General features: G+C 50.9%; 13 protein-coding genes, 9 tRNA genes and 4 rRNA genes. 9 read left to right on the top strand and 17 right to left on the bottom strand.

From position 1 onward, the window contains the following. The first annotated feature begins 2 nt into the window (after window positions 1-2). From RAC89_RS05095 to RAC89_RS05105, 3 genes are all read left to right on the top strand, one after another. Window positions 3-74: transfer RNA gene (locus RAC89_RS05095), tRNA-Gln, on the top strand. Window positions 75-214: 140 nt separating this feature from the next. Continuing rightward, complete coding sequence (locus RAC89_RS05100; RefSeq protein WP_306612198.1) at window positions 215-490, top strand: hypothetical protein; 276 nt, start codon at window positions 215-217, stop codon at window positions 488-490. 25 nt (window positions 491-515) lie between these two features. Next, window positions 516-1,271: a phosphodiester glycosidase family protein gene (locus RAC89_RS05105; RefSeq protein WP_306612200.1), complete on the top strand. Its 756-nt coding sequence runs from the start codon at window positions 516-518 to the stop codon at window positions 1,269-1,271. A 67-nt stretch (window positions 1,272-1,338) separates the two neighbouring features. Here RAC89_RS05105 and RAC89_RS05110 read toward each other — a convergent pair whose 3' ends face one another. After that, the gene (locus RAC89_RS05110) at window positions 1,339-1,710 is read right to left on the bottom strand and encodes a hypothetical protein (RefSeq protein WP_306612202.1); all 372 of its coding nucleotides are present in this window, start codon (window positions 1,708-1,710) and stop codon (window positions 1,339-1,341) included. A gap of 180 nt (window positions 1,711-1,890) precedes the next feature. On the opposite strand from RAC89_RS05110, the gene RAC89_RS05115 reads away from it, so the two are divergent. Next, the gene (locus RAC89_RS05115) at window positions 1,891-2,517 is read left to right on the top strand and encodes an FMN-dependent NADH-azoreductase (RefSeq protein WP_284641016.1); all 627 of its coding nucleotides are present in this window, start codon (window positions 1,891-1,893) and stop codon (window positions 2,515-2,517) included. 187 nt (window positions 2,518-2,704) lie between these two features. On the opposite strand, the gene RAC89_RS05120 is transcribed toward RAC89_RS05115, so the two are convergent. Continuing rightward, window positions 2,705-3,013 (bottom strand): hypothetical protein, encoded by a 309-nt coding sequence (locus RAC89_RS05120; protein WP_306612204.1) that lies wholly within the window; start codon window positions 3,011-3,013, stop codon window positions 2,705-2,707. Window positions 3,014-3,575: 562 nt separating this feature from the next. Between RAC89_RS05120 and RAC89_RS05125 the strand changes: the two genes are divergently transcribed. From RAC89_RS05125 to RAC89_RS05135, 3 genes are all read left to right on the top strand, one after another. Further along, window positions 3,576-4,094: an RNA polymerase sigma factor gene (locus tag RAC89_RS05125; RefSeq protein WP_306612205.1), complete on the top strand. Its 519-nt coding sequence runs from the start codon at window positions 3,576-3,578 to the stop codon at window positions 4,092-4,094. Window positions 4,095-4,206: 112 nt separating this feature from the next. Then, on the top strand, window positions 4,207-4,398 hold the full coding sequence (locus RAC89_RS05130) for a hypothetical protein (RefSeq protein WP_306612207.1): 192 nt from the start codon (window positions 4,207-4,209) through the stop codon (window positions 4,396-4,398). A gap of 111 nt (window positions 4,399-4,509) precedes the next feature. After that, window positions 4,510-4,641 (top strand): DUF6254 family protein, encoded by a 132-nt coding sequence (locus tag RAC89_RS05135; RefSeq protein ID WP_284641021.1) that lies wholly within the window; start codon window positions 4,510-4,512, stop codon window positions 4,639-4,641. 55 nt (window positions 4,642-4,696) lie between these two features. On the opposite strand, the gene RAC89_RS05140 is transcribed toward RAC89_RS05135, so the two are convergent. After that, window positions 4,697-4,978 carry an alpha/beta-type small acid-soluble spore protein gene (locus tag RAC89_RS05140; RefSeq protein WP_284641022.1) on the bottom strand — a complete coding sequence of 94 codons (282 nt, stop codon included), beginning with the start codon at window positions 4,976-4,978 and terminating at the stop codon, window positions 4,697-4,699. Window positions 4,979-5,097: 119 nt separating this feature from the next. Between RAC89_RS05140 and RAC89_RS05145 the strand changes: the two genes are divergently transcribed. Both RAC89_RS05145 and RAC89_RS05150 read left to right on the top strand, forming a co-directional pair. Then, window positions 5,098-5,643 (top strand): hypothetical protein, encoded by a 546-nt coding sequence (locus RAC89_RS05145; protein ID WP_306612210.1) that lies wholly within the window; start codon window positions 5,098-5,100, stop codon window positions 5,641-5,643. Window positions 5,644-5,824: 181 nt separating this feature from the next. After that, complete coding sequence (locus RAC89_RS05150) at window positions 5,825-6,688, top strand: SPL family radical SAM protein (RefSeq protein ID WP_306612211.1); 864 nt, start codon at window positions 5,825-5,827, stop codon at window positions 6,686-6,688. Between the two features lie 40 nt (window positions 6,689-6,728). Here the strand turns inward: RAC89_RS05150 and RAC89_RS05155 are convergent, their stop codons facing one another. The 14 genes from RAC89_RS05155 to RAC89_RS05220 all read right to left on the bottom strand — a co-directional run bounded on the left by RAC89_RS05155 (window position 6,729) and on the right by RAC89_RS05220 (window position 16,768). Beyond that, window positions 6,729-7,031, bottom strand: coding sequence for a DUF2653 family protein (locus RAC89_RS05155; RefSeq protein WP_306612212.1), 303 nt, complete (start codon window positions 7,029-7,031; stop codon window positions 6,729-6,731). Next, window positions 7,028-7,531 carry a hypothetical protein gene (locus RAC89_RS05160; protein ID WP_306612214.1) on the bottom strand — a complete coding sequence of 168 codons (504 nt, stop codon included), beginning with the start codon at window positions 7,529-7,531 and terminating at the stop codon, window positions 7,028-7,030. The genes RAC89_RS05155 and RAC89_RS05160 overlap by 4 nt, the downstream gene beginning before the upstream one ends. A gap of 135 nt (window positions 7,532-7,666) precedes the next feature. Beyond that, a tRNA-Arg gene (locus RAC89_RS05165) sits at window positions 7,667-7,740 on the bottom strand. 5 nt (window positions 7,741-7,745) lie between these two features. Then, a tRNA-Leu gene (locus RAC89_RS05170) sits at window positions 7,746-7,825 on the bottom strand. Between the two features lie 15 nt (window positions 7,826-7,840). Next, window positions 7,841-7,926: transfer RNA gene (locus tag RAC89_RS05175), tRNA-Tyr, on the bottom strand. 11 nt (window positions 7,927-7,937) lie between these two features. Then, window positions 7,938-8,013 (bottom strand) — tRNA-Thr (locus tag RAC89_RS05180). 10 nt (window positions 8,014-8,023) lie between these two features. Further along, window positions 8,024-8,097, bottom strand: a tRNA-Met gene (locus RAC89_RS05185). Between the two features lie 126 nt (window positions 8,098-8,223). Further along, a tRNA-Ser gene (locus RAC89_RS05190) sits at window positions 8,224-8,311 on the bottom strand. Between the two features lie 72 nt (window positions 8,312-8,383). After that, window positions 8,384-8,456 (bottom strand) — tRNA-Asn (locus tag RAC89_RS05195). Window positions 8,457-8,460: 4 nt separating this feature from the next. Beyond that, window positions 8,461-8,536, bottom strand: a tRNA-Ala gene (locus RAC89_RS05200). A 64-nt stretch (window positions 8,537-8,600) separates the two neighbouring features. Further along, window positions 8,601-11,513 (bottom strand): 23S ribosomal RNA (locus RAC89_RS05205). 265 nt (window positions 11,514-11,778) lie between these two features. After that, window positions 11,779-13,313: ribosomal RNA gene (locus tag RAC89_RS05210) — 16S ribosomal RNA — on the bottom strand. A 329-nt stretch (window positions 13,314-13,642) separates the two neighbouring features. Continuing rightward, window positions 13,643-13,759 (bottom strand): 5S ribosomal RNA (rrf, locus tag RAC89_RS05215). Window positions 13,760-13,855: 96 nt separating this feature from the next. Then, window positions 13,856-16,768 (bottom strand): 23S ribosomal RNA (locus RAC89_RS05220). The 16S, 23S and 5S rRNA genes sit together here with 8 tRNA genes alongside, the layout of an rRNA operon. Window positions 16,769-17,099: the final 331 nt, after the last annotated feature.

The following is a 17,099-nucleotide window of genomic DNA, read 5'->3' on the forward strand; positions in this document are numbered from 1 at the left end:
GATGGGGAATCGCCAAGTGGTAAGGCAACGGACTTTGACTCCGTCATTCCTAGGTTCGAATCCTAGTTTCCCAGTCAGTTGCACAGGAGAACACTTTCCCGGTCTATTGGGAAAGTGTTTTTCTTTGTGAAACCTCCGTGAACGTGCAGGAAAACCCGTACCCATCAGCGAATGAACTGTGGAATGCACTTTGGTCAGGGGGAAGCAGGCAGCAATGAGTAAAGAAAAGATGAATAAGTGGGGCCAGACCCGCCGTATGGGAAAAGCCAAATATGTAATGTATTACGGAGTGTTGCTTTGGGGAGTTTCGTTTACCATTCTTACAACCGCCGTCGAATGGATGACTCAGCAATCCTTTACGGGCTCGTGGCTGACCATCCGTCTTCTGGTATTCAGCGTCTTGGGATTTTTTATAGCAAACTTCGGTTGGGAGCGCAAGGAAAAACAATGGATCAGCAGCCAGCCCAAGCCTGCAAAGAAGCAGCATTAAGCACTCCCCGGACGGGGGACCGCTCATGGGAGTAGCCAAATTCCAAACGGTAAGGATTTCGGATCTCCCAGGTACGGATTTTTCCTTCCGTATAGCTTATATTGAGTGTGCGGTATCCGACGTTACCATTGAAGCCCTGGATAAACGTACGGTGCCGAATTCCGGCTTTTTTGGAATTAACGGCACCTTCTTTAACATGTCTACGTATGACGTTCTAGGCATTGCCATCCAGGACGGTAAAGCGGTGAAGCCTTATTCCGCTTCGAACGGCATGCAAGGAAACCGTTGCCGAGGGACCATTGTTAAGTGGCAAGAGGGACAGCTAGAGAAGCATACGCTCTCCCATATCGCGGAGCTTGGCGAAATCAGGCAAATCCGATGGGCTATTGGGGGCATCAGTCTCCATTGCGACAGAGCCTATGATCAGGCGGAATATTACGCAGCCATACGAGGGCAGGAAGGTGCTGCTTATATCAACGATACAGTCGGTGAACAGGATCATATCGAACCGGCGCTCCGCCCGCGTACGGCTATCGGACTCAAGGATGACCATACCCTGCTGCTTGTTGTAGTGGAGCAAGCGACGCCCTGGCAGACACGCTTAATTATGCAGCGGCTCGGCTGCTGCAGCGACGTTTCGCTGCTGCTGGACGGAGGCCGCTCTTCAGCCTTTCGAGCTATGGCACATGACGGTTCCATCGTTTCATGGCATGGAAACGGACTCTACCGTGCCAGAAAGGTGCAAACGATGGTCGCCGTAACGAATGCAACTTGGAAATAACTAAAAAAGACCCAAAGCAATACCTGTCGCGAACCCGCGAAAGGTAGTTGCCGAGGGTCTATCGGTGTCATGCCCGTATCATTTCCGCTTCTTTTTGGACCTTCGCCTCGCTAAGCATCCGGCGAACATCCGCACGAACGGTTCCGTGCGTCAATACTTGCTCCGTAAAGTCGGCTTTGGTTGCCGGATCGCGGAGCAGCTTCTCCGTTACATCCTCATAGGCTGCATGAAGATCGTTGTCATACCAATCCAGTTCGCGGTTCGCATCATTCTTGAGCAGCATAGAAAGCTCATAGTCCTTCTCATTCGCTTCCGTTAGTATGGCGATATACGGATTCTCCTCGCCGGCAATCTTCACTTCAACATCAGCACATAACGTATCGCTCCGTTCCAGCACCCGCTTACAAACCGCATCTACGACGGTCAGCTTTTTGTCCATTTGGGTCACCTCTTTACCGTTAATAAGCTATGTTAGTGTTCCGCCCCCGGTGGAAAATATGCGGACAGCTCTTCCCCCGCAATATCTTAAAATTAAGATTTGACATCCGATTTATATTTTAGTATATTTACTTACGAAATGTAAGTTTTATTCTTTTTTCATACTTAGGAGGTTGTATTCATGTCTAACGTATTATTCATCAAAGCCAACGGCCGTCCCGCAGAGCAGGCCGTAAGCGTCCAGCTTTATAACGCTTTCGTTCAATCTTATCGTGAGCAGAACCCGCAAGATCAAATCACTGAGCTTGACCTGTTCCAGGTAGAGCTTCCTTATTACGACGTGAATATGATCAACGGCATGTTCAAGCTGGGCAAAGGCTTTGACCTGACGGCCGAAGAAAAGCAAGGAACAGATGTTGTGAAGCGTTATCTGGATCAGTTCTTGGCAGCGGATAAAATCGTTATCGCCTTCCCGCTCTGGAACTTTACGATTCCTGCACAGCTGGTTACCTATCTTCACTACCTGTGCCAAGCGGGCATTACGTTCTCTTACACTCCTCAAGGGCCTGTTGGACTGCTTTCCGACAAAAAAGTGGCTCTGCTCAATGCACGCGGCGGTGTTTATTCCGAAGGCCCAATGGCTAGCCTGGAAATGTCTCTGAACTACGTACAAACGATTCTTTCCTTCGTTGGCATTAAGAATGTGGAGACCGTTGTAGTCGAAGGACATGGCCAATTCCCTGACCGCGCAGGCGAAATTATTCAAGAAGGCGTGACCAAAGCGGCAGCACTTGCAGCAAAGTTCTAATTCCCACAAAGCTTCGCACCTTTCTTACGAGAGGCCGCGAAGCTTTTTTCATTAGAAAAAGACCCGCAATCACAAGGATTACGGGCCATCAAGGATTTATATATACAAAAAGGGGGTCGATAATTAGTATAACCCGGCAACATGAATACAGGATGAAAAACAGATTACATTTATGTTACAAACCATCCTATGACGTTTGCGGAGCTTCATTACGCCGTTTCATCATCCACTGGGCAAAAAACAGCAGCACTTCATTATTCACCAAGGCAATCCCAAAGCCGAAAATGCCGAACATCAATGAAAATTGCTGCTCCGGTGCTGCAAATACACGGGCCCACCAAATACAAGCACCGACCAGAATGACAATATTAAAGAAGGATCCAATGAGAAACGACAGCCCCAGTTTCCCTGTTTTGTACATCGCCCAGATCCCTGCTACTCCTGTGAGCACAAAGCTTGCACCCATAATAAGCCAATAGATTGTATCGTATGTCAACGCGGGTCTCCTCCCCATTCCATGCTTGTCCCCTGCTACCCCACCAAGAGTACCATGAAAGAACTATGCATTCAACCGACATTCTGCCAAATTCGCAAAAATGACACAGTGTACAATGCCTTTGGCTGCGCGTATAATGGAATCACCATAAAGATCAATTGGAGGTGCCCTACATGGCACTGAGCAAAGCGAAGAAAACAAGATTAAAGCAATCTAGAGAAGGTAAACGCAGTCCGGAGGGCAATCGATTGCATTGGAATGGAATTGTTCCAGTGGAACGGGTCACACCTACCCGGGATGAAAGACTACGCAGACAAGAGAATAAACACAAAAAGAAATGGAACCGAACTCTTGACACGAGTGACGGTTCCATTTTTGATTCTAGCCCCGTTGGATCCTTCCGTCAGTAAGCCTCTTCTCTTACCTCATCCTGCGAAAGTCCTACTTTATATATTGGTAAAATGTTAGTATTCTATCATTCATTTCCATATGCTGGTATGTTACGATAGTGCTGATCGTTATTAAAGGAGGCTTTCTTAAATTGTGTTGTTCGTTATTGTCCTTGTCGTCTAAATATTACAATTTACCGGAAAGCCAGCAGTCCCTCCTCTATCACGAATATTATCAATTCGTCTACCCTTATATCTATCAATCGTTACGTGACCATGCGGCTACAGAGGATGTTATCCATGAGGCGCTGCTTCGTACCATCGATAGGATGCCGGATTTTCCAGAAGAAGCACGAGTCCGCGCCTGGATCAGGACTACGGCTCGTAACTGCAGCATTTCCTATTTACGTAAAAATAGACGAGGGCTTCCCGCGGAGCAAGAGCTTGAATTCACAGTGACCAGCGGGCAGGATGTTGCCAAAGAGGTTGAACTGAAGCTGCTTTCCCAAGCGGTGATGGAGAAGCTTTGTGATCTGAAGCCCGATACCCGCGCCATTTTCGAGCTTCGCTGGAAAAGAAATTTAACCTACAAGGAGATCGCCGAGCATGTTCGCATCCCCGAAAATACGATCCGTTCCAAGCTGCATCGGGCCAAAGCCTGGCTGCGGGAAGAAGTAGCAAGCTATTGGTAAAAGCTTCAAGCGCCCATGGATAGGCATCCGTGGGTTTTTTGTCTATTTATCATGAATCTTAAGACTCGTTCATAGAATGCTAGTATCCTGTTGCGAAAGGAGCCCTTCGCCGATGGAGCTTATGATCGAGTTTTTCATGTGGCTGGTGCTGTTCGCCTCCATTCTGATCTGTTTTTCCACCTTACTGCTGGAGTTTATTCTTAAAGATTCTACAAACTATGATATGGAATTTTTGTGGGAGCATCGATATAGCTTACAGGATTTGCATCTGAATGAAAACCGTGAAGACAAAGAGATTACGTAATTTTGTCTTTACGAAACCCATGATCTTGATGCCCAGCCGCAGCATAAAGCTGAACGTATCCTGCCATCCTAGGTAATGCAGTTATCTTATCTCATAAAGGAGTGCTTTCCGATGAGCCATCAGAAACGACGTCAAGAGGCCGCTTGGAAAAGCCGTAAGCAAGCTCAGCACCCCCATGGGAAAATAAAATCGCTGCACGAGTATGCCGAGGATTACGAAGCTCAGCACAAGGATCAGCAATAATGGAAAAAGCTCCTGGAAGTTGTCCTTTTATTAGGATTACCTCCGGAGCTTTTTTCTACTTGCGTCTTGCCAGCTGCTCCTGCGCCATTCGGATCATCTCGCGAACCATGGTACCCCCGATTTGCCCCCCTACCTTGCCGGCTTGTTCGGTGGTTAGGTTTTGATTTCCTTCCGGGCTGAGCGGTATTCCCAGGTTACGTGCAACCTCGTATTTTACAAGATCCGGTCTGGCCGGATTGGTCATGTAGCCTTGACGGCGCATAACCTCGGCTTTGAATTGATCGAGTCCATGCCCTGCTCCCGGCACTACCGGTCGTCTTCCGCTTCTTCTAGCCATTACATCCGCCTCCTGTTATCAGCTTTCCCTGCCTGTCCCTAGAATAATTCAATTTGAATTAGAAAATCATATGACCGTTAGCTGTGAGAACCATTCTTGCTCGGGAAGGTGGACGGATCATGAACAATAATAAAATAGCTTCTTTGGCGGAACGCAGCACGTATGCTGTGGAACTGGCGGATTCCTTGGACGGAATTGATGCTGTAGCTGCAACCCAGTTAAACGAGCTGTCGATAATGCTTCGTGAAATTGCTGCGCAATTGAACGGCTTTCCTTTCATTGAACAAATATCAGACCAGACTCTGGAGCAACGCAGGAAGCAAGTGACCGAGCTCAGAGCCTGGTGCGTACAATGCTCCAAGGATACCGATATGTTGATGGAGCAAGCTGCGGAATTTTACCGGTCGGCAGTTATTGGAGATAAGGACGCATTTGAAACGTTGGAACCCGAAGTGCAAGCTCAGGCTCAACCAAAAGCCTATGAAGCGAAGCAGGCATTTCAAACTCTAAAGCAGTTAAAGGACGTTATTACTCACATGACCAGTGATCTGCTTGATTTCAATGGAAAGCTGGATCATGCGCACCTGAATTCCTTACCGGAACAAGATGTAGGCAACTTTGCCTACGAAGATAATGTCCCTGCGCCATCCGACCTGTCGCCATGACCCGAAGAACCACTCTCTAAGGGTGGTTTTTGTTTTTATTTCCATTGCTTATGAATGACTGTTTGGTTATGATAAGAACATATATTCGTATTTGGTTGGATTGGAGAATCTTATGGGGAAAAAAACCGTTTTTGAGCCTATACAAGCTAAAACAATGCTTACTGCCGTCAAATCTCCGGCTATGCCTTTTGATTGGTCATTGAATCCATATCGAGGCTGCCAGCACGGCTGCAGCTTTTGCTATGCACGTTCAACGCATTCCTTCTTAGGGATGGAAGCGGACGATACCTTTCAACATCATATTGTATATAAAGAAAACGCGGCGGAAGCATTACGGCTGCAGCTCGATAAGTGGAGGCGGTCTAGAAGCGGAGTTCAGCGCGAAGTCGCGATCGGAACCGCAACGGATCCTTATCAGCCTATTGAAGCCAAAATGAAGCTCACCAGGCAATGCTTAGAGCTACTGTCTGAGTACCAAGTTCCCGTCAGTATCACAACCCGGTCCCCCTTGATTCTGAGGGATCTTGATGTTTTAAAGCAAATGAACATCACCTCCATTAATATAAGCATAAATACTTTAGATCCGTCTGTGTGGCGAAACCTTGAGCCCTTTACGCCTTCCCCTGCATTGCGATTGGAAACCGTAAGCCGGCTGGTCGAAGAGGGGTTTCATGCGGGGATTTTTATGGCACCCATTCTTCCCTTCTTAACGGATGACGAGGATTCCATGGAAAGCTTAATTCGATCCGCCTCCGAAGCCAATGTAAAATTTGTCATGAGCTCCATTCTTCGGCTAAACACTTCGGAAGTAAAAAGCTGGTTCTTTCAGACGCTCAGAACCCATTATCCCCAATATGTACCCGGCTACGCGCAGCTCTATCAAGGCTCCGTATATGCTAAGGACTCCTATCGTACGGAAACCAAAGCACGGATTCAACGTTTATTCTCGAAGTATCGGATTCCGGTTAACGAGCCTTTCGAACGTAAGGCTGCCCCCGTGCAGCATCAAGAAGAGCAGCCTGTACAGTTGAGCTTTTCTTTTTAAGTAAGAAAAAAGGTCCCTCTGAAGGAAGAGAGACCCTTGTTTACAGTACTATGATTTCGGCGGCAAAGCCTTCTTCTGGATCATACATCACTTCTATTGTCAGTCGGTCTGGTGGGAACAAGTGCTGCCGGGACAAGTAGTCCGCCGTGCTATCGATAATGTCTTCCTCCGTAAGATGGAGGGGACCTTTTGTTCGGTCCTTCCATGTAACTTCAGCCGTAATTCCTGTACTTCCCTGAAAGCGAAGCTCCACCTGAGCATCCATCGGATCTCTTCGATCGCGATCCGCTCCCCAACGGCCTACCGCATCAATTAAATCCTGCTCGTTAAAACTTATCTTCATCTTCTCTGACCTTTTATCCGACGGAATAGCCGGAATAGGAAGTAAAGCATTACACCCCAGAACAGAAGGCCTACTATCGAAAAGCCGCCCCCATAGCCATAGCCTCCAAAGCCGAAAGGATTCAACAAGCTGCCAAGCAGGGTTCCGGCGGCAAAGCCCCCAAATAATCCACCAAGCCCGAAGCCTCCCCCTCGGTTCCCGTATGATGGGTTTGTTGAAGGATTGGTTACACGGTTGCTTGGGTTCCTAGGACCGGTGGTATAGCCGGTGCCCGGTGTAGCGGCCGGAGAGCGCGTAATTCCGCCTCTGGCTCCGCCGGAAACGGTGCCCCTGCCGGACCGATAAGCATTCTCTCTCAGGGTAGCAGCATCCGTGCTTTCCGCGGGAGGGTGGGGCTGTTCACTTGTTGTTGTATTACTTGATACTGCCGCTATGGTATTTGCTTGGATACACAGCAGGAATAGGATGAAGCACAAGCAGGTAACCGTTATTTTTTTCATAGGATATACCCTCCCATGCCGCTGTACTCATGTGATGTAGTATCCTACCGGAATGGTGGATTTATGATTAGCAAATAAACGCAACGCAAAAAAGAGCCCTCCGGTCTACCCGATGGACTCTTTGCTGTTAAAGGACGTGCCCTGAGAGATTCGAACTCCCGACCTTTTGATTCGTAGTCAAACGCTCTATCCGGCTGAGCTAAGGGCACATGAATGCGCGTAGAGGGACTTGAACCCCCACGGTCTCCCGCCAGATCCTAAGTCTGGTGCGTCTGCCAATTCCGCCATACGCGCGCATGAAATAATAAGTGGTGGAGGCTGATGGATTCGAACCACCGAACTCGTACGAGAACAGATTTACAGTCTGCTGCGTTTGGCCACTTCGCTAAGCCTCCGAGTGAAACAATGGTGCCGCCGAGAGGACTTGAACCCCCAACCTACTGATTACAAGTCAGTTGCTCTACCAATTGAGCTACAGCGGCTTGGTATGAATAGCGGCAGAGGGGATCGAACCCCCGACCTTACGGGTATGAACCGTACGCTCTAGCCAGCTGAGCTACGCCGCCATGTTAAGGTACTGCTACGGAGAGAGAGGGATACTCATCACTCCGTGATGAGACTGCGACGTATCGCTATCGAAGCTTATGCTTCGACGAACCCAAGGGTTCTTATCCCATCATAGGGTACTGCTACGGAGAGAGAGGGATTCGAACCCTCGAGACGCTTGTGACGCCTACACGATTTCCAATCGTGCTCCTTCGGCCTCTCGGACACCTCTCCATGGTTTTGGGGTCCCCACAAAGTAATCGGAATACTCTACAGAGCTTCTCTTCACTTTGTGGGGCACATTAGCTCCCCGAACAGGACTCGAACCTGTGACAACTCGATTAACAGTCGAGTGCTCTACCAACTGAGCTATCAGGGAATAATGGTGGAGCCAAGCGGGATCGAACCGCTGACCTCCTGCTTGCAAGGCAGGCGCTCTCCCAGCTGAGCTATGGCCCCATATTACAAGGCTTGCACCTTGAAAACTGGATTCGAAACTTCAGCAAATGTCATATAGCTTTATTTGGATAAGCCCTCGACCGATTAGTATTCGTCAGCTCCACACGTTGCCGCGCTTCCACCCCGAACCTATCTACCTCGTCGTCTACAAGGGGTCTTACATACTGGGAAATCTCATCTTGAGGGGGGCTTCACGCTTAGATGCTTTCAGCGCTTATCCCTTCCGTACTTGGCTATCCAGCCGTGCCTCTGGCGAGACAACTGGTACACCAGCGGTACGTCCATCCCGGTCCTCTCGTACTAAGGACAGCTCCTCTCAAATTTCCTACGCCCGCGACAGATAGGGACCGAACTGTCTCACGACGTTCTGAACCCAGCTCGCGTACCGCTTTAATGGGCGAACAGCCCAACCCTTGGGACCTACTTCAGCCCCAGGATGCGATGAGCCGACATCGAGGTGCCAAACCTCCCCGTCGATGTGGACTCTTGGGGGAGATAAGCCTGTTATCCCCAGGGTAGCTTTTATCCGTTGAGCGATGGCCCTTCCATTCGGTACCACCGGATCACTAAGCCCGACTTTCGTCCCTGCTCGACCTGTTTGTCTCGCAGTCAAGCTCCCTTATGCCTTTGCACTCTTCGAATGATTTCCAACCATTCTGAGGGAACCTTGGGGCGCCTCCGTTACTCTTTAGGAGGCGACCGCCCCAGTCAAACTGCCTACCTGACACTGTCCCCGCACCCGATCAGGGTGCTAGGTTAGAACTCCGATACGATCAGGGTGGTATCCCAACGGCGCCTCCACCGAAGCTGGCGCTCCGGCTTCCTAGGCTCCCACCTATCCTGTACAGATCGTACCAAAGTCCAATATCAAGCTGCAGTAAAGCTCCATGGGGTCTTTCCGTCTTGTCGCGGGTAACCTGCATCTTCACAGGTATTAAAATTTCACCGGATCTCTCGTCGAGACAGCGCCCAAGTCGTTACGCCATTCGTGCGGGTCAGAATTTACCTGACAAGGAATTTCGCTACCTTAGGACCGTTATAGTTACGGCCGCCGTTTACTGGGGCTTCGGTTCACAGCTTCGGGTTTAACCCCTAACCGCTCCCCTTAACCTTCCAGCACCGGGCAGGCGTCAGCCCGTATACTTCGCCTTGCGGCTTCGCACAGACCTGTGTTTTTGCTAAACAGTCGCTTGGGCCTTTTCACTGCGGCCCCCTCGGGCTATTCACCCTACCGAGGCACCCCTTCTCCCGAAGTTACGGGGTCATTTTGCCGAGTTCCTTAACGAGAGTTCTTCCGAGCGCCTTAGCATGCTCTGCTCGCCTACCTGTGTCGGTTTGCGGTACGGGCACCTTCTCCCTGGCTAGAGGCTTTTCTTGGCAGCTTGAACTCATGACCTTCGCTACTTGAATTTCGCTCCCCATCACAGCCCAGCCTTTCGGTTAGCGGATTTGCCTACTAACCAGCCTCGCTGCTTGGACGGACATCCATCAGTCCGCGTCACTATCCTTCTGCGTCACCCCATTGCTCATAACGGTTCACGGTGGTACAGGAATTTCAACCTGTTGTCCTTCGACTACGCCTTTCGGCCTCGCCTTAGGTCCCGACTTACCCTGAGCGGACGAACCTTCCTCAGGAACCCTTAGGCTTACGGCGGACAAGATTCTCACTTGTCTTTTCGTTACTCATACCGGCATTCTCACTTGTAACCGCTCCAGCTGTCCTCACGATCAACCTTCACCGCTGTTACAACGCTCCCCTACTGCCCATAATTGGACTCATAGCTTCGGTGGTGTGTTTAGCCCCGTTACATTTTCGGCGCAGAGTCACTCGACCAGTGAGCTATTACGCACTCTTTCAATGGTGGCTGCTTCTAAGCCAACATCCTGGTTGTCTTTGCAACTCCACATCCTTTCCCACTTAACACACACTTGGGGACCTTAGCTGATGATCTGGGCTGTTTCCCTCTTGACAATGGATCTTAGCACTCACTGTCTGACTCCCGGGTTAAAGTCTGCGGCATTCAGAGTTTGACTGGACTTGGTAACCCTTGGCGGGCCCCGCACCCAATCAGTGCTTTACCTCCGCGACTCATCACCCGAGGCTAGCCCTAAAGCTATTTCGGGGAGAACCAGCTATCTCCGAGTTCGATTGGAATTTCTCCGCTACCCCCACCTCATCCCCGAATTTTTCAACATTCGTGGGTTCGGGCCTCCAGTGCGTGTTACCGCACCTTCACCCTGGACAGGGGTAGATCACACGGTTTCGGGTCTACGTCTACGTACTTATTCGCCCTATTCAGACTCGCTTTCGCTGCGGCTCCGGCTTCTCACCTTAACCTTGCGCGTAAACGTAACTCGCCGGTTCATTCTACAAAAGGCACGCCATCACTCATTAACGAGCTCTGACTTCTTGTAAGCACACGGTTTCAGGTTCTTTTTCACTCCGCTCCCGCGGTTCTTTTCACCTTTCCCTCACGGTACTGCTTCACTATCGGTCACCAGGGAGTATTTAGCCTTGGCAGATGGTCCTGCCGGATTCCGACGGGGTTTCACGTGTCCCGCCGTACTCAGGATCCGTCTAGAGTCTCGGTTGCTTTCGGTTACGGGGCTGTTACCCACTTTGGCCGGCCTTTCCAGACCTGTTCGCCTACCAACCTGCACTCACATTGACGTCCTACAACCCCAAGGGGCAAGCCCCTTGGTTTGGGCTGTTCCGCTTTCGCTCGCCGCTACTGACGGAATCACTTTTGTTTTCTTTTCCTGAGGGTACTTAGATGTTTCAGTTCCCCTCGTCTGCCTCCTACACAGCTATGTATTCACTGTGTGGTACGTGAGTATTACCTCACGCGGGTTCCCCCATTCGGACATCCCCGGATCAAAGCCTGCTTACGGCTCCCCGAGGCATTTCGTCGTTCGCCACGTCCTTCTTCGGCTCCTGGTGCCTAGGCATCCTCCGTGTGCTCTTATTAGCTTAACCAATCGTTCGAATGATCTTGGTTCTCCGTTCCGTTGTGCTACGCACAAAGTCACTCCAAACTCAAGACATTCTCACTAGCAGCTAAAAGATTGTTCATCTCGCATTCGCTCGATAAACCATCGTATAGATGTTTCGACATTTTGCTTTGTTTCGATATCCAGTTTTCAAGGAACAAGAGTTCTGAAAGGCATTGCACCTTTCAAAACTGAACAACGAGGAGAGTGAGTTTATGTCCGATGACCTGCAGCCATTATGGACTCCATAGAAAGGAGGTGATCCAGCCGCACCTTCCGATACGGCTACCTTGTTACGACTTCACCCCAATCATCTACCCCACCTTCGGCGGCTGGCTCCTTGCGGTTACCCCACCGACTTCGGGTGTTGTAAACTCTCGTGGTGTGACGGGCGGTGTGTACAAGACCCGGGAACGTATTCACCGCGGCATGCTGATCCGCGATTACTAGCAATTCCGACTTCATGCAGGCGAGTTGCAGCCTGCAATCCGAACTGAGACCGGCTTCTAAGGATTCGCTCCGGATCGCTCCTTCGCTGCCCGTTGTACCGGCCATTGTAGTACGTGTGTAGCCCAGGTCATAAGGGGCATGATGATTTGACGTCATCCCCACCTTCCTCCGGTTTGTCACCGGCAGTCACTTCAGAGTGCCCAACTTAATGCTGGCAACTGAAATCAAGGGTTGCGCTCGTTGCGGGACTTAACCCAACATCTCACGACACGAGCTGACGACAACCATGCACCACCTGTCTCCTCTGTCCCGAAGGCCTGCCCTATCTCTAGGACATTCAGAGGGATGTCAAGACCTGGTAAGGTTCTTCGCGTTGCTTCGAATTAAACCACATACTCCACTGCTTGTGCGGGTCCCCGTCAATTCCTTTGAGTTTCACTCTTGCGAGCGTACTCCCCAGGCGGAGTGCTTACTGTGTTTACTTCGGCACCAAGGGTATCGAAACCCCTAACACCTAGCACTCATCGTTTACGGCGTGGACTACCAGGGTATCTAATCCTGTTTGCTCCCCACGCTTTCGCGCCTCAGCGTCAGTTACAGTCCAGAAAGTCGCCTTCGCCACTGGTGTTCCTCCACATCTCTACGCATTTCACCGCTACACGTGGAATTCCACTTTCCTCTCCTGCACTCAAGTCTCCCAGTTTTCAGTGCGAACCAGGGTTGAGCCCTGGGCTTAAACACCAAACTTAAAAGACCGCCTGCGCGCGCTTTACGCCCAATAATTCCGGACAACGCTTGCCCCCTACGTATTACCGCGGCTGCTGGCACGTAGTTAGCCGGGGCTTTCTTCTCAGGTACCGTCATTTCCAGGGCAGTTACTCCCCGGAACGTTCTTCCCTGGCAACAGAGCTTTACGATCCGAAAACCTTCATCACTCACGCGGCGTTGCTCCGTCAGACTTTCGTCCATTGCGGAAGATTCCCTACTGCTGCCTCCCGTAGGAGTCTGGGCCGTGTCTCAGTCCCAGTGTGGCCGATCACCCTCTCAGGTCGGCTACGCATCGTCGCCTTGGTGAGCCGTTACCTCACCAACTAGCTAATGCGCCGCAGGCCCATCTGTAAGCCACAGCTTGCGCCGTGTTTCCAAGCTCCTCCATGCGAAGAAGCCATCTATCCGGTCTTAGCTACCGTTTCCGGTAGTTATCCCGGTCTTACAGGCAGGTTGCCTACGTGTTACTCACCCGTCCGCCGCTAGGGTCCGAAGACCCTCGCTCGACTTGCATGTATTAGGCACGCCGCCAGCGTTCGTCCTGAGCCAGGATCAAACTCTCCAATAAAGTAAAGTTCGACTTGCTCATTCAAAGCTAGCACGAATCCGAAGATTCGTTTTATTTTCACTCTCTCGTTGTTCAGTTTTCAAAGGGCAATTTCACTGCTTAAGGAATGTAGCATATTTCATTATGTTTTGCAACTTTTTGTTTTTCCATCCAAGAGGTATTCCTGCGAGGTCAGATCCACGATGTTTGTTGCGTTCCGCTGCGCTCTCTCAAGCGGCGGAGTCATAATATATCATGTTGTCATTCTCTTTGCAAGTCCGAATTCTTCCATCCGGAGTCATTCGGGTAAGGCATAATAAAGAGTCCTCCGGTGTCCCAAAGGACTCTTTGCTTGGCGACGTTCTACTCTCCCAGGACCCTTCGGTCCAAGTACCATCGACGCTGGAAGGCTTAACGGTCGTGTTCGGTATGGGTACGCGTGGTTCCCTTCCGCCATCATCACCAAACGTGATGCTTCTGCCAAGAAACATCTAGGTTGTTGTCCAAAGCGACTTGCGCCTTGAAAACTGGATTCGAAACTTCAGCAAATGTCATATGCTTTATAGGATAAGCCCTCGACCGATTAGTATTCGTCAGCTCCACACGTTGCCGCGCTTCCACCCCGAACCTATCTACCTCGTCGTCTACAAGGGGTCTTACATACTGGGAAATCTCATCTTGAGGGGGGCTTCACGCTTAGATGCTTTCAGCGCTTATCCCTTCCGTACTTGGCTATCCAGCCGTGCCTCTGGCGAGACAACTGGTACACCAGCGGTACGTCCATCCCGGTCCTCTCGTACTAAGGACAGCTCCTCTCAAATTTCCTACGCCCGCGACAGATAGGGACCGAACTGTCTCACGACGTTCTGAACCCAGCTCGCGTACCGCTTTAATGGGCGAACAGCCCAACCCTTGGGACCTACTTCAGCCCCAGGATGCGATGAGCCGACATCGAGGTGCCAAACCTCCCCGTCGATGTGGACTCTTGGGGGAGATAAGCCTGTTATCCCCAGGGTAGCTTTTATCCGTTGAGCGATGGCCCTTCCATTCGGTACCACCGGATCACTAAGCCCGACTTTCGTCCCTGCTCGACCTGTTTGTCTCGCAGTCAAGCTCCCTTATGCCTTTGCACTCTTCGAATGATTTCCAACCATTCTGAGGGAACCTTGGGGCGCCTCCGTTACTCTTTAGGAGGCGACCGCCCCAGTCAAACTGCCTACCTGACACTGTCCCCGCACCCGATCAGGGTGCCAGGTTAGAACTCCGATACGATCAGGGTGGTATCCCAACGGCGCCTCCACCGAAGCTGGCGCTCCGGCTTCCTAGGCTCCCACCTATCCTGTACAGATCGTACCAAAGTCCAATATCAAGCTGCAGTAAAGCTCCATGGGGTCTTTCCGTCTTGTCGCGGGTAACCTGCATCTTCACAGGTATTAAAATTTCACCGGATCTCTCGTCGAGACAGCGCCCAAGTCGTTACGCCATTCGTGCGGGTCAGAATTTACCTGACAAGGAATTTCGCTACCTTAGGACCGTTATAGTTACGGCCGCCGTTTACTGGGGCTTCGGTTCACAGCTTCGGATTGCTCCTAACCGCTCCCCTTAACCTTCCAGCACCGGGCAGGCGTCAGCCCGTATACTTCGCCTTGCGGCTTCGCACAGACCTGTGTTTTTGCTAAACAGTCGCTTGGGCCTTTTCACTGCGGCCCCCTCGGGCTATTCACCCTACCGAGGCACCCCTTCTCCCGAAGTTACGGGGTCATTTTGCCGAGTTCCTTAACGAGAGTTCTTCCGAGCGCCTTAGCATGCTCTGCTCGCCTACCTGTGTCGGTTTGCGGTACGGGCACCTTCTCCCTGGCTAGAGGCTTTTCTTGGCAGCTTGAACTCATGACCTTCGCTACTAAAAATTTCGCTCCCCATCACAGCCCAGCCTTACGGTTAGCGGATTTGCCTACTAACCAGCCTCGCTGCTTGGACGGACATCCATCAGTCCGCGTCACTATCCTTCTGCGTCACCCCATTGCTCATAACGGTTCACGGTGGTACAGGAATTTCAACCTGTTGTCCTTCGACTACGCCTTTCGGCCTCGCCTTAGGTCCCGACTTACCCTGAGCGGACGAACCTTCCTCAGGAACCCTTAGGCTTACGGCGGACAAGATTCTCACTTGTCTTTTCGTTACTCATACCGGCATTCTCACTTGTAACCGCTCCAGCTGTCCTCACGATCAACCTTCACCGCTGTTACAACGCTCCCCTACTGCCCAAAATTTGGACTCATAGCTTCGGTGGTGTGTTTAGCCCCGTTACATTTTCGGCGCAGAGTCACTCGACCAGTGAGCTATTACGCACTCTTTCAATGGTGGCTGCTTCTAAGCCAACATCCTGGTTGTCTTTGCAACTCCACATCCTTTCCCACTTAACACACACTTGGGGACCTTAGCTGATGATCTGGGCTGTTTCCCTCTTGACAATGGATCTTAGCACTCACTGTCTGACTCCCGGGTTAAAGTCTGCGGCATTCAGAGTTTGACTGGACTTGGTAACCCTTGGCGGGCCCCGCACCCAATCAGTGCTTTACCTCCGCGACTCATCACCCGAGGCTAGCCCTAAAGCTATTTCGGGGAGAACCAGCTATCTCCGAGTTCGATTGGAATTTCTCCGCTACCCCCACCTCATCCCCGAATTTTTCAACATTCGTGGGTTCGGGCCTCCAGTGCGTGTTACCGCACCTTCACCCTGGACAGGGGTAGATCACACGGTTTCGGGTCTACGTCTACGTACTTATTCGCCCTATTCAGACTCGCTTTCGCTGCGGCTCCGGCTTCTCACCTTAACCTTGCGCGTAAACGTAACTCGCCGGTTCATTCTACAAAAGGCACGCCATCACTCATTAACGAGCTCTGACTTCTTGTAAGCACACGGTTTCAGGTTCTTTTTCACTCCGCTCCCGCGGTTCTTTTCACCTTTCCCTCACGGTACTGCTTCACTATCGGTCACCAGGGAGTATTTAGCCTTGGCAGATGGTCCTGCCGGATTCCGACGGGGTTTCACGTGTCCCGCCGTACTCAGGATCCGTCTAGAGTCTCGGTTGCTTTCGGTTACGGGGCTGTTACCCACTTTGGCCGGCCTTTCCAGACCTGTTCGCCTACCAACCTGCACTCACATTGACGTCCTACAACCCCAAGGGGCAAGCCCCTTGGTTTGGGCTGTTCCGCTTTCGCTCGCCGCTACTGACGGAATCACTTTTGTTTTCTTTTCCTGAGGGTACTTAGATGTTTCAGTTCCCCTCGTCTGCCTCCTACACAGCTATGTATTCACTGTGTGGTACGTGAGTATTACCTCACGCGGGTTCCCCCATTCGGACATCCCCGGATCAAAGCCTGCTTACGGCTCCCCGAGGCATTTCGTCGTTCGCCACGTCCTTCTTCGGCTCCTGGTGCCTAGGCATCCTCCGTGTGCTCTTATTAGCTTAACCAATCGTTCGAATGATCTTGGTTCTCCGTTCCGTTGTGCTACGCACAAAGTCACTCCAAACTCAAGACATTCTCACTAGCAGCTAAAAGATTGATGATCTCGCATGCGCTCAATCATCACATCGTATAGATGTTTCGACATTTTGCTTTGTTTCGATATCCAGTTTTCAAGGAACAAGGATTGTTCTTCGCTGCTCGCATTACCGCGGCAGGAAGGTTATCTTAACACACTCGCAATCTTCGATGCAAACATCAAGATTTACCAGAGGTGCTCGCACAATAACGGACTTTGAGACCGCTATTTGCGCTTTTGGAATCGGTCAGAGGCAGATA

Origin of the sequence: Paenibacillus sp. GD4, assembly GCF_030846225.1 — a bacterium.
Taxonomy (GTDB): domain Bacteria; phylum Bacillota; class Bacilli; order Paenibacillales; family NBRC-103111; genus Paenibacillus_G; species Paenibacillus_G silviterrae.